This window comes from Exiguobacterium sp. KKBO11 (assembly GCF_001644945.1).
GTDB classification, from domain to species: domain Bacteria; phylum Bacillota; class Bacilli; order Exiguobacteriales; family Exiguobacteriaceae; genus Exiguobacterium_A; species Exiguobacterium_A abrahamii.
Genome location: NZ_LUCU01000022.1, coordinates 24,907 through 37,780, shown reverse-complemented (window position 1 = coordinate 37,780; position 12,874 = coordinate 24,907). Strand labels below are relative to the sequence as shown.

Here is a 12,874-nt window from a genome sequence, read left to right as displayed (position 1 = left end):
TCATCACTCCGGTTCATGAATTGACATTAGCTGAATACTTTATTTCGTTGCCGAAACGGACGAATCCCTAGAGCAATCGAAGCCCCGATGCAACTAAATAGACACCCGATGATTAAAGGAAGAGATAGCGCCGATTCACCGATCATTACGGAAGCAACACCGCCAATTAGCGGAAATAGTGCTACCATATAGCCGCTCTTCGCACCACCGATCCGTTCGACGAGTTTCAAATAAAACAGCCAGGCAAGAAACGATGCAATCACAGTTAAATACAGTAAGGCAGAAAGATAGGTAGCTGTTGTCGGGAGCGTAAGCGGTGTTCCTTGAATCATGACGATTGCGCCCATCACTAAACTCGCGACAGTGAATCCGATCGCATTGGCATGAACCGGATTAATTCGTTGCTTGGCGTTCCGCGCTGAACTGGCGTCACCTACTGACGTCAATAGCGTGCCGACTAGAGCAATCAAGACACCTTTTAAATCGGTCAGTCCATGGATGCTACCTAGACTCGGAACAATCAGGACACCGACGCCGATGATACCAAAACATCCGCCAATCCAAACGCGCGCATGGAGGGTCTCTTTTAAAAACAAGCGCAGAGCGATTGGTGTCAGAATGACCTTGAGTGAGAAAATCAATGTCACGATCGCAGCAGAGCTTAACATCGTCGCGTAATAGAGACATAAGTAACTAAGCGCGAAGTTACAGACACCGAATACGACGATGAAAGGCATGTCCGTCGCGGTAGGTTTGTTCGTTCGTTTAACGAATAACGCGAATAGAATGAAAAGAACAGCGGTCATCGCTAATCGATAGGTCAGGGATACTTCCAAGGCGACAGGTGTTCCTTGGATTTTGACAGCAATGAAATTCAGTCCCCAGACGATCAAACAAAATAAATACATGAAATATGTCATGGTTAATCCTCGTTTACGTATTTTCATTTCCAAATCTTTTCCTGTCTATCATCTTAACAAAAATGGTCGTGTAACAAACGATTTCAGTAAAAATCATTTGTCAGCATAAACAAAAAATCACTGACCGTCATACGACAGTCAGTGATCCAATAGATTGAAGCATCAATCATAATTTGATTTTAACGGTGTAGAGAAAACCGGTAAATCCTGTTTTTACGTTCATGACGAAGGTGTTTTCATTTTTCGGTACGATGTAGATGACATCAATTTTTGAGTGTAACGGAGCGTAATAACCTAAGCTTTCTGAATAGGCTTTTTTGTTTAGGTTAATCGTTTCTTCAGGCGTGTAGCTTTTCTTGTGACGATCAATCAATGGGAAAGAAGAGGGTTTATAGTCGATATAAGAGTCAGCTGAATCTTCACCCTTTACCTGCATCTCAAGTCTGACAGATACGGCTTGTTTATCTTTCGGAAGATTCTTAAGTGGAACACGTTTCGCCGAACTGACCATGAACCCACGTTCTTTCATTAAATTTTTATCACCAGCATAAGTCTGAAGACCACCTTTATTCATCAGTTCTTCGATGGCGTCTGTATTCGTTTTCTTTGACTGTTTCTTTTGTCCGGTCTTCACGTTGGTTGATGCAGCACTCGCAGCATCGACTTCGATTTTGACGGTCGTCGGCTTCGCAATGGCTTCGCTTGTCGCGAGAAGCACATACGTATTTTTATCACTTGGAACACGGAACACAAGATCGACGCGAGAAACGAAAGGTGGGAAATAGCGATAGCCGTCCTTCCAAGCGTCTGGGTTCCGGTTCTCATAATCGACAGCTCCGTATACATTACCGCTTGTATCCTCTAACGTGAATAGATTTGGCTTATAAATACCATATCCGCCATTTGCGTCTTTATCCTTGTAGTTCTCAAGGATGACGGGAACGGTAACATATTGTTCATCATCAAGAGGTGGTAATTTCAACTCCTTTGGAGGTGATAGGAGAAGTTTATCAACATGGAAAATATTGCTTTTTGTTTTAGGATCTCCCGGATAGGTTTGAACGACTCCACGATTCATTAGTTGATCGAGCTTGCTCGAATTGACTTTTTTCGTAGAGGACGCTTTCTTTTTCTTGTCTTTTACATCTGCCAATTTCGTTCCTGTCGTCTTGACCGTTGGTGCAACTGTTTGTACCGGTTTCGTGGACGCAGGTCCTTCTTCTGTCGTAGCAAAGAAGAATAGGGAAGCGACACCAACGACAAGGGCACCACCAACTGCGGATAAGGCGAGTCGGAAACGTCGTTCCGTCGCTTTCGTATTCGTTGCGACACTTCCAATCGCAGCATTTGGTGTAATGCTGACGGCGCGTTGAGCGGGTATGAGGGCACCGAGAACTCCCGTGATGGCAGGAATCAACAACATAACACTCAAGAAGCCGAGCTCACCTGTTGGGAACTGGTTATAGACGAAGCCGATCATCGCAAGAGCGATCAGTAAGCCGATGATTCCAGCGAACAGTCCGGTCTTCAATCCTTCACTTAAGACGAGCGTCCGGATTTGACCGTTCCGCCAACCAGTTGCCTTCAAGACGGCAAGCTGACTCTTTCGTTCGTTGACGTTTTGCCACATGATCTCCGTCGTCGTCAGGATAGCGATAAGTAAAGCGACACCCATCGCAACATAATGCATCGTGCCGACTTCGAGTGCAACGTATTCGCCGAGCCATGTCGCATACAAGACACCTTTCAGTCGGAAGGTGATGAACAGGAAGAAAATGAACAGACTCGTCGGCAAGGCGATCGCGATTGTCGAGAGGATCGTCCGTTGCCAGTAGGTTGCGAGTTGGTTGATGCTCATCCCAAGGACACTTTGTGCCCGGACGAAGCGACGTCCTTTTGAGACTTCACCAGAACGCATACTTTCGAATGGTTGAATCCGGCGAATGAGCGTCATCGGGACGAGCGTACCGCCCCAGTAAATCAATAGACCAGCAAGTCCAATCAAGATGATCCGTGATAAGGCAATCGGATGATCCGTCGTCAGCCAGAACGAACCGAGGATCGTCCAAGAAATCAAGGCGACGAGTGTGCCGAGTAACGTTGCTTCTAGGAACAGAAGCTTCGAGAGCTGACGTGGACGCCAACCGAGCGACAGTAAGATCGCGAATTCCTTCTTGCGGGCATAGAGTAAGATGATGTTTGAACTGAAGACATACACGAGCGCAACAGCGATGACACTTGCGATGATGCCGCTCATTCCGACTTTCGCTTCTTGGAAGATGGCCATCGATGAACCGAGTTTGATCCACGGTTGCTGGATCCAACCGAGTGCCGATTCACCTTTTAATCCAGGGAGGTATGTCAGCGCGAGCTGTGGTGAGGAGCCAAGCGTGACGTCGGTGATCAGACCGGTCTTGTCCTCGATCTCTTGAGCAACAGCTTTCAACTTTTTCTCACTCGTCGCGTTCATCGTCTCGACACCTTTGACGTTGACACGAATGGCAGAGATGGCTTTATCACCACGTAACTTAAAGGCGGCGTCAAGCGTCGTCAGCATCGATGGTGGTTTCGTCAAGAAGTCATACGGATCGTTCGTCGGTTTGACTTCCCGGACTGGATTGACCGGTTTTTCATTCTTGTCCATGACCCATTGGGCTTTCGCCGGGAAATAGGTCTCCATCGGCAGTTCCGTCAATGGGTCTTTTGAGATGTTCAATTTCTTCGGATCAAAGACACCAATGTAGTTCAAATGCATTTTCGGTACTTTATCAAGGTTACCCGTGTTGTCACCGAAGAGACGAGCTTTTCGATACATAGATCGTTTCGAAATGAGGGCGTCCTTATCGACTTCTTGAGGTGTTACTTGATAGGTGAACGGCCAACGTTTGGCAAAGGGACTAGCAATCGTTTGATACTCGATAGACGATGGCTTTAAAAACATCCAGTCAAAGCTACCACTTGCTTTTTCCGGAACCTTATCTTCGAGAATGTTCTTAATAAGTTGCTTTGATGCTTGCTCTGTCGAAATATAGTATTCCTTCGTATCTTTAACAGGAAGCGTCTTGAGATAGGATTCGCCACCTTTTTTCATGATACTGCGCACCGTTTCAACCATTGAATCTTTGACGAGCGGGATATCGACTTTCTCGTAGCGATAGGTCCGCGAAGCATTGACGTATTCCTGACTGTTCATGATCAATGGGATATCCCAAACACCGTCACCATAATCGTTCACGACATCGTCCTTCGTGAAATAACGACTATGCGTAGCCTTTTTGGTTGCCTGATCGAGTCCAACGAGTTGTGCTTCTGCTTCCGGATCAATCCCGGCAAGCATCACTGCGCTCCCGTAACCGTAGATAGGAAACTCGCCTAATTCTTGCGGTGAAACATCTCGATTCAATCCGTCACTCTCAGGAGGGAACCAACCGGCTCCGGCAAAGAATGAATAAGATTCTGTTTCTTTCTTTAGCCCAGTATCTTGCATATCCGTAAACGAAATTTTGTAAATGCCCGGTTCTTTGAAATTATAGGTATCCGTTTCAGCATTCGTATTGTAGTTCCCAATCATCGCAATCGGTGCTGCGACTTCTACGTCAGCAATCTGCTTGATCGTCTCATATTGTTTGCGGGTGATCCCGCCGTCGAGCCCACTCATGTAGTTCGGTTCGAGCAGGTTCAAGTCTTCTGTCACGCTCCGGCTGCCTTCCGGACGAACGACGATATCATACGATGAGCCCCAGCGTTTTTGCAGTTCATCGACGACCGTTCCGTTGTTGGCTTGCGTCGTACCGATTAAGTAACTTAGTCCGGTACTGACGATCAGGACGCCGACGAGGAGCAGAATGAACCGCTCCTTGTTGCGCCACCAGGAATTCCAGATGAATTTAAGCATCGACAAAACCTCGATTCCTTTCAATGATGGTACGACCCATGTCAAATTCCTCCTAGTGATTAAATTATTGTTTCGTCAGATCGATTTTGACGGTCGTTGGTTTGGGAAAAGCTGGATCAGAAGCGAACAGAACGAATCGTTTCTGGTCGATTGGTACTTGATAAACCAACTCCACTCGTGACTTGTACGGTGCGAAATATTGAAACCCGTTTTTCCAGGCTTTCTCATTGCGATTCACATAATCGATCGGTTCATAATCGGTTCCTTGTAAGTCTGTCAAGGCATACCGATTGGGACGATAAGTGATGAATCCTCCCAGATCATCCCCTGTATCTTGCATGACGACAGGGATCGTCAAGAAACGATAACCAGCACGTTGCTTTAGATTCAGTTCTTTTGGTGTGTCAATCAATGCCTCGACATGAAAACGATCAGATTGATGTTTCGGATTCCCGGGAGTTGTTTGCGTGACACCTCGCCCCATCAATGTTTTTAATTTTTCCGTTTCCTCTGTTGAAGGAGTAGTAGCTGACGTATTCGCTTTTTTGATATCGGCTAGCGTGATCTTGACGGTCGTCGTTTTTTCGACGGCCTCATCTTTTGCAAGCAAGACGAACACCTTTTGGTCAACCGGTACTCGGTAAACAAGATCGACCCAGGATTTTTTCGAATTGATGTATTTGAATGCATTTATCCAAGCCGTTTTATCGTGATTGACATAATCGACGGGAGTGAACTCTTTTCCGTCAAGAGCAATCAACGAGAAGGTTTGTGGTCGATACGACGAAAACGAACCTGCAGCTAATTCATCCCGGTTATGAAGGAAAACTGGAATCGTCACGAAACGATATCCTGACTTCTCCTTGAGCTTTAACTCTTTTGGTGTTGAGACGAGCTTTTTAACAAAGAAGTCATAATTCTTCGCCGCCGGGTCACCCGGGTACGTCTGAATAGCGCCTGCGTTCATCAATTGCTCCAGTGCCGTGTTGTCTTCGGCAGTATGTTTCTTATCGTCAGGATCTTGAGCGAGATTTTTTAATTTTTGTCCGGTCGTTTGTACTTTTGGTGTCGTTATTTCTTTTTGAGCCGTTCTCGTTTCAGGTGCAGCGAGGAGGAATAAACTCGTCGTCCCGATGACGAGCGTAGCAGCGATGCTACCGAGTGCCCATTTGAAGCGACGTTCGGTCAATTGTTGATTATCGTTTACGCCACCGATGGCTGCGTTCGGCGTGATCCGCACAGCACGCTGGGCAGGAAGCAAGGCACCAAACACACCAGTCGTCACCGGAATCAGGAGCATAAGACTTAAGAAACCGAGTTCACTGGTCGGGAACTGATTATAGACGAAGCCAATCATTCCTAAGGCAACTAGTAGACCGACGATTCCAGCAAAGAGTCCAGTCATCACTCCCTCGCTTAAGACGAGAAGTCGGATTTGACCGTTGCGCCAACCGGTTGCCTTCAGGACGGCGAGTTGATTCTTTCGTTCGTTGACGTTTTGCCACATGATCTCGGTCGTCGTCAGGATGGCGATGAGTAAGGCGACGCCCATTGCGACATAATGCATCGTACCGACTTCGAGCGCGACGTATTCACCAAGCCATGTCGCATATAAGACGCCTTTCAGTCGGAACGTGATGAACAAGAAGAAGATGAACAAGCTCGTCGGTAAGGCAATTGCGATGATGGACAGTAGCGTACGTTGCCAGTATGTCGCGAGCTGGTTGATGCTCATTCCAAGAACACTTTGTGCCCGGACGAAACGACGTCCTTTTGAGACTTCGCCAGAGCGCATGCTTTCAAATGGTTGAATGCGTCTGATGAGTAACGTCGGAACAATCGTACCGCCCCAGTAGATCAAAAGCCCGGACAATCCGATCAAGATGATGCGTCCGAGAGCAATCGGGTGATCCGCTGTTATCCAAAATGATCCGAGAATCGCCCAGGCGATGAGTGCGACCAGCGTTCCAAGAAGTGTCGCTTCTAGGAAGAGGAGTCTCGATAGCTGCCGTGAACGCCATCCGAGCGAGAGTAAAATCGCGAATTCTTTTTTTCGAGCATAGAGCAAGATGATGTTCGAACTGAAGACGTAGACGAGCGCGACAGCGATGACGCTCGCGATGATGCCACTCATTCCGACTTTCGCCTCTTGGAAAATCGCGATCGACGACCCGAGTTTGATCCACGGTTGCTGGACCCAACCGAGTGCCGATTCTCCTTTTAGACCGGGTAAATACGTCAAGGCGAGTTGCGGGGAGGAACCGAGTGTGACGTCCGTGATTAAACCGGTCTTATCCTCGATTTCTTGTGCGACAGCTTGCAATTTTTTCTCACTTGTTGCGTTCATCGTCTCGACTCCTTTGACGTTGACGCGAATCGCAGAAATTGCTTTATCCCCGCGTAACTTAAAGGCAGCGTCGAGCGTCGTCAGCATCGATGGTGGTTTCGTCAGGAAGTCATAGGAGTCGTTGGCGGGCTTGACGTCACGGACTGGATTGACCGGACGATCATTTTGATCCATGACCCACTGTGCTTTTGCCGGGAAGTAAGTTTCCATTGGAAGTTCAGTTAACGGATCCTTTGAAACATCGAGCTTCCGTGGGTTAAAGACACCGATATAGTTGAGATGGACTTGTTTCCATCCTTTAAAGCCACCTTCGAATTCACGTGCTTCGCGATACATGCTTCGTTTGAAGAGCAAGGATTCCTTGGCGACCTCTTTTGGTTGGACTTGGTAGGTAAAGGGCCAACGGGAACCGTACGGACTCTTAATCGTTTTGTATTCAACCGGTGAAGGTTTCAAAGTAATGGAAGACAGTGAATCACTATTGTTCGCATCGCCTGTTGATAAGGTGTTTTTAAGGATACCGTCCACCAGCTTTTTTTGGACGTCTTGAGTCGTGATCGAATAGGAGGTAGGCTCTTCTACCGGTAGTTTACTCAGGTATGTTTTCCCACCTTTTTGTTCAATCTTTTGAACCATGTCTGCAACGCCTGTTGCAGTGAACGGAAGCGCTACCTTTTCATATGTATAGGTGCGCGTCGCATCGACGTATTCGCGAGAATTCAATAGAATCGGAATCTGCGTCGCTTGATCACCGTACGAAGCGGGAAGATCCGTTTCGCTGAAGAAACGGCTATATGTTCCGGTAGTGGTCGCTTTTTTCAAACCGACGAGCTGGTCTTCAGCAGCAGGATCGATTCCGGCAATCATGACTTCTGAGCCGTAGTCATAGAGGGGTTGTTCACCAAGTTTTAAAGGGGAGACGCCTGTGCGCGTTGCATCACCCATTGGTTCCCAGCCAGCAGCGAGAAACGTTGTCATGGTATAAGATTCGTTTTGGAGTCCCGTATTTTGAGAATCCTTGATTTTTAAGCGGTAAATCCCTTCTTCTTGAATCGTATGGGTACCGACGCTACTCGATGTCGCTGTATAACCAATCATCGCGATTGGTGCTGCGACCTCGACATCAGCAATCTGCTTGATCGTCTCGTACTGCTTGCGGGTGATCCCACCGTCGAGTCCGCTCATATAGTTCGGTTCAAGCAGGTTCAAGTCTTCCGTCACGCTCCGACTGCCTTCCGGACGTACGACGATATCGTACGACGATCCCCAGCGTTTTTGCAGTTCATCGACGACCGTTCCGTTGTTCGCTTGCGTCGTACCGATCAAGTAACTCAGTCCGGTACTGACGATCAGGACGCCGACGAGGAGCAAGATGAACCGCTCCTTGTTACGCCACCAGGAATTCCAGATGAATCTCAGCATGTACTATCCCTCGCTTTCGTTTGATTTGAAGAAAATTGTGTAATGTGACCTCCTTATCATTTATGTACATATCCATATATTTCTTTTTATTTTTCCATTATATACAAATAATAGTGAATTGACTAAAAAATCTGTTAATTATTTATGTTCGTTTTTAATAGATTAGAAAAAGCACCTCACGAAGGAGGTGCTACATCAGGAGTGATTCTTTTAAGCATAGAGTGGGCTACATTTCCGCATGATGATTTCGTCGAACGAACGCCCTTCATAGGATACAGCATCAGGAATCGTTTCTACGATGTCAAAGCCAACTTTTTTATACGAAGCGATGGCTCGCTCATTATGCGAAAACACTTCAAGTTCAAGTTGATGAAGTCGAAGTTCCTCGAAACAAAACCGGATGATACACGCGATCGCTTCTGTCCCGTATCCTTGACCGGTCCAGGGGAGGGCACGCATCGAAATACGAAAGCCCGCTTGTTTCAACTCTGCCTCAATGTCTAAAATGGAACATTCACCAATTATTTCACCAGAATTCAAACAGATAGCGAAATCGAAGCGCGATGGATCAGCTTGAATCGAAAGAATGTGCTGTTCAATCTGTTCAATCGAAAACGTTGCTGTCGTACCAGTTAAATAACGTAATGTCTCATCCTGGGTTTGTTCGAATAAGACGTGTGAATCCGTCACGTCAATCGGGCGTAGGAAAATTCGTTCTGCGGTCAAGTGCATGAATACCTTCCTTTCTCATAACGAAAGCTTGATCGTTTCGTCTGTTTCCGTCGCAAAATAATGCCGTTTCGTTCGATCTTGGACGATCCAGACGATCAGTCCACCGACGATCAGGAAGCTGACCGCAGCGACGGTATACGTCAAGCGGATCGAGGTCTCGGCACAGAAGCCAATCAACGCCGTCAATAGAATGACACCAGCTGACTGCACGACGTGAATACTACTGAGGAATCGTCCCATCGTTTCGACCGGAATGTGCGTTTGAGCGAACGTCATGAAGCCGGTGTTCGCAAACGCAAGGGCGAACGTCAGCAAGAAAAAGCCGATTGCTGCCGTCAGGAACGATGTCGCTGTGGCAAAGATCACATAACCGATCGGTGTCATTAGTGCTCCAAATTGAATCAAGAAACGGAGCGACAGGCGATGTGTGAAGGTCGCATTGATGGCAGAACCACAGATGATGCCGATTCCGGCGATACTGACGAGAAATCCATACGTGCTTTCATCCAGTTGCAGGACGATCGTCGCAAACGAGGCTTCGAGCGAATCAAGTCCGCTCATCAGGACGATCATCAGCGCATAGAAAGCGTAGACGAGCGTGATGTAGCGCCGCGTCCGTGCAAACTGAAGTGTCTCTTTCCAGTCCGCAAGAATCACTTGGAGCGAGAAGGACGTCGCTGGAGTCGCTGCCTGGCGGACGTCGGGCAAGACGGACAGTAAGACAGCAGAACACAACAACGCTCCCGCATTCAGGATGATCGCCGTCTCCGGAGAACCGATCAAAAATAAAAATCCAGCAATCGACGGTCCGAGAATGAAACCGGCTGATTGAATAAAGTTCTTCAACGCATTGAACCGTTGGCGACTCGTCTCCGGGACGAGCTTCGTCATGTAGATCAACGACGATGTCTCAAACAGTGTGTTACCGATGTTCAGGATAAAGACGAGCGCATAGAGGACATACAACGAATCGATCAGTGTCAGTGAAAAGACGAGCCCGGCACGCGAGACGTCAAGCATGACGAGCAAGCGGCGCTGATTGATCCGATCGACGACACTACCGGACCAGAGGCTCGTCAACAGTGCGGAGATCGGCAACAGAATATAGAGAACGGAGACGGCGAACGCTGATCCCGTTCGTTCAAGGACAATTAAATTCAAGGCGATGAAGTAGACCCAAGCGCCGATGTTCGAGACACCGACACCAAGTAATAGCAACCCAGGGTATTTCCAATTCGACATATGACACACTCCTTTTTATAGTGTTTTAAGCCAATAAAAAAATCCCACCTCCAAGACGTTGGTCTTGGGGACGAGACTGTGCGTGTCGTGGTGCCACCCCTGTTCGCGAGACCGTCACCGGTACCGCCTTCATCGGTACGACCGTTCAAGAACGGCAAATACCTGAGCTCGATAACGGGAGCACCCGTCACAATATCCCCGATTCGGTTCCACCGTGCTGCTCAGAGGCTTGATTCGGTCAATGGCTGATGCTCCTTCCCACCAATCGGAGCTCTCTAGGAAAAGCCGAGATGACGTACTATTCTCTTCGACGCGTTTAATTCATATGATTTGTCTCATCCTAGCATATACAGAATGAAACCGTAAAGAATTTTATCAATTTTTTACAATTATTGAAAATGATACATAGATATCAAAATTAGAAAAAGCGAACTAAATGGTAAAAGATGTAACAGGTTGTATGATACATTGTCATGGTCACACGTTCACTTTCAAGAAAGTCGTACGAAAGGAGGGAAAGAAATGAAACGTTTGATTTTTTCATATCTCCACTCCTTGTTCTAACCGGAGCTGTCTTTTTCACGACGTTCCGTCCAGTCGAGCAAGCAATCTATTTCTTAATCTTATTTTTACTGACCTGTCAATCAGCGAAGATTCTAGTGGAGCGTTTCGTCAAACGTCATGATGTAATCCGTCGACTAAATACGATCCATCCACTTATCGGAATCGTAATGGGGACAGTTGTGCTTGCCGTATTAGTCGGTGGTCTAGCACCTTCGTTGACGAATCCGAGTCTCGTTGGTCTTCTCGTCATCTTCCTTTCCATGTATAGCGGAATCCTCGTTCTCGGTTTCATCATCAGTTGTTTCTTCGAAGGCATTACGCGTCAACCGAAGGATCAATTGATTCGCCCAGTCTTTCTGTTCATCGGAACAGGCTATCTCATCTTGACCGTCTTCGGAATTTTGCAACTTTATCACCAAGCAGGATGAAATAACCCCCTTGACGTACGATGACGTCAAGGGGGTTATTTGTTTTTACTGCACTTTCAGTAAGAATCCGAATTGTCCGTCTCCTTGTTCCCAGCGCGAGTTTAGTTCGTACGCATAGAGGCCGGGTTCTGTCGGGGCGTTGAACTGATCTTTTTTCAAAGCGACAGGGGATTCCTGTTTTTGATCATCCCATTGTGATAGTTTTACGCTTTTAAGATCACCAGATAATTCGACACGGACGGGTGCTCCAGCAGAGACGGTAACTGGCGTTTTCCCTTTTGCTAGGTCAAGACCGTCACGGTACGTCTTATCGACACATTGACTGCGGAGTAAGCTATCCCAGCAATAAGATCCTTGGACAGTCGGAACATCCTTTCCTTTTGCCTCGACTTCGGGATTCGGTGGCGCGCCACGGAACGGTTCGAAAACGATGATGCAAACGACTAGGATCAGTAGAACGGCTAATGTTAGACCACGTTTCATGAGGCACCCCCCAATGGATTTTCTTTATTTTACCAAAATATAGAAAGGCAACATTGCTGCCTTTTCAATTGAGGTCATTCATTTTTTCAAAAACCGTAGGCGATGTCGTTTCCTAGTCAGGTTTTATCACTCTCAAGTCAAACCGTATTTATCGAGGTGAGATTCCTTTGATGATTACTTCTGAGAAATTCGACGTGTAAGGTAAGAGTTGCTCGTAAATCTGGGGATGTGACAGACCTTCCGCAAGTGTTTGGAAATAGAGTAGCAAAAATTCATCGGAATACTTCAAGTCGATCTTCTGTTCCTTACGACCACGGTGAAATAAATCGAGCATCATCGCGTGACTATCACTTGCGAATTTCTCCATTAATACTGACAAGCCATCATCCTGTTTCGTTGTGATTTGTTGCATCATCTCAAGATAAAACGATTCATCGAGATCCTTCAGAAATCGTAATTTATTGAAGCTGATTTCAAGAAGCGTTTTTTCGAAAGACTCATTTTTGGATAAGATGACTTCTACGGATGTACTCATCTCCGTAATGAACCGTTTGTACACTTCTTGGACCAATGCCTCTTTATTACCGAAGTATTTGAAAATCGTCGTTTTGGCGACATTTGCCTGTTTGGCAAGTTCATCGACTGTCATTGTCTTATGACCATCTTGTTGATTCATTAAGCGAAACGCTGTATCGAGAATCTGTTTTTTCTTTTCTTCCGTTCGTTTTTCAAAACCATTCATTTGTCTCACCTCTTATAAAAAATACTTCTCCCTCTAGTGTAATGGATTAGAAATGGACTATCAAATTAATTTTAGTACATTATTATCTTTACAAATAAA

The 12,874-nt window shown here is 46.6% G+C and carries 8 protein-coding genes; 1 reads left to right on the top strand and 7 read right to left on the bottom strand.

Annotated features, from left to right (window positions below):
* Nucleotides 1-26: 26 nt before the first annotated feature.
* The 5 genes from AYO36_RS07140 to AYO36_RS07120 all read right to left on the bottom strand — a co-directional run bounded on the left by AYO36_RS07140 (nt 27) and on the right by AYO36_RS07120 (nt 10,558).
* Nucleotides 27-920: a DMT family transporter gene (locus AYO36_RS07140; protein ID WP_064299962.1), complete on the bottom strand. Its 894-nt coding sequence runs from the start codon at nt 918-920 to the stop codon at nt 27-29.
* A 166-nt stretch (nt 921-1,086) separates the two neighbouring features.
* Nucleotides 1,087-4,815 carry an ABC transporter permease gene (locus tag AYO36_RS07135; RefSeq protein WP_064300396.1) on the bottom strand — a complete coding sequence of 1,243 codons (3,729 nt, stop codon included), beginning with the start codon at nt 4,813-4,815 and terminating at the stop codon, nt 1,087-1,089.
* 64 nt (nt 4,816-4,879) lie between these two features.
* Complete coding sequence (locus tag AYO36_RS07130) at nt 4,880-8,584, bottom strand: ABC transporter permease (protein ID WP_064299961.1); 3,705 nt, start codon at nt 8,582-8,584, stop codon at nt 4,880-4,882.
* A 210-nt stretch (nt 8,585-8,794) separates the two neighbouring features.
* Nucleotides 8,795-9,316, bottom strand: coding sequence for a GNAT family N-acetyltransferase (locus tag AYO36_RS07125; protein WP_064299960.1), 522 nt, complete (start codon nt 9,314-9,316; stop codon nt 8,795-8,797).
* 15 nt (nt 9,317-9,331) lie between these two features.
* Entirely contained in the window at nt 9,332-10,558 is a 1,227-nt protein-coding gene (locus AYO36_RS07120; protein ID WP_064299959.1) for an MFS transporter, read from the bottom strand.
* 473 nt (nt 10,559-11,031) lie between these two features.
* Between AYO36_RS07120 and AYO36_RS07115 the strand changes: the two genes are divergently transcribed.
* On the top strand, nt 11,032-11,550 hold the full coding sequence (locus tag AYO36_RS07115; protein ID WP_064299958.1) for a hypothetical protein: 519 nt from the start codon (nt 11,032-11,034) through the stop codon (nt 11,548-11,550).
* A gap of 45 nt (nt 11,551-11,595) precedes the next feature.
* Here AYO36_RS07115 and AYO36_RS07110 read toward each other — a convergent pair whose 3' ends face one another.
* Both AYO36_RS07110 and AYO36_RS07105 read right to left on the bottom strand, forming a co-directional pair.
* The gene (locus AYO36_RS07110) at nt 11,596-12,033 is read right to left on the bottom strand and encodes a hypothetical protein (RefSeq protein ID WP_064299957.1); all 438 of its coding nucleotides are present in this window, start codon (nt 12,031-12,033) and stop codon (nt 11,596-11,598) included.
* A gap of 148 nt (nt 12,034-12,181) precedes the next feature.
* Nucleotides 12,182-12,775 (bottom strand): TetR/AcrR family transcriptional regulator, encoded by a 594-nt coding sequence (locus tag AYO36_RS07105; RefSeq protein WP_064299956.1) that lies wholly within the window; start codon nt 12,773-12,775, stop codon nt 12,182-12,184.
* Between the last annotated feature and the right edge of the window lie 99 nt (nt 12,776-12,874).

Coding starts and splice junctions, on each gene's coding strand:
- AYO36_RS07140 (WP_064299962.1), bottom strand. CDS start 920: ATGACATATTTCATGTATTTATTTTGTTTGATCGTCTGGGGACTGAAT.
- AYO36_RS07135 (WP_064300396.1), bottom strand. CDS start 4,815: ATGCTTAAATTCATCTGGAATTCCTGGTGGCGCAACAAGGAGCGGTTC.
- AYO36_RS07130 (WP_064299961.1), bottom strand. CDS start 8,584: ATGCTGAGATTCATCTGGAATTCCTGGTGGCGTAACAAGGAGCGGTTC.
- AYO36_RS07125 (WP_064299960.1), bottom strand. CDS start 9,316: ATGCACTTGACCGCAGAACGAATTTTCCTACGCCCGATTGACGTGACG.
- AYO36_RS07120 (WP_064299959.1), bottom strand. CDS start 10,558: ATGTCGAATTGGAAATACCCTGGGTTGCTATTACTTGGTGTCGGTGTC.
- AYO36_RS07115 (WP_064299958.1), top strand. CDS start 11,032: ATGGTCACACGTTCACTTTCAAGAAAGTCGTACGAAAGGAGGGAAAGA.
- AYO36_RS07110 (WP_064299957.1), bottom strand. CDS start 12,033: ATGAAACGTGGTCTAACATTAGCCGTTCTACTGATCCTAGTCGTTTGC.
- AYO36_RS07105 (WP_064299956.1), bottom strand. CDS start 12,775: ATGAATGGTTTTGAAAAACGAACGGAAGAAAAGAAAAAACAGATTCTC.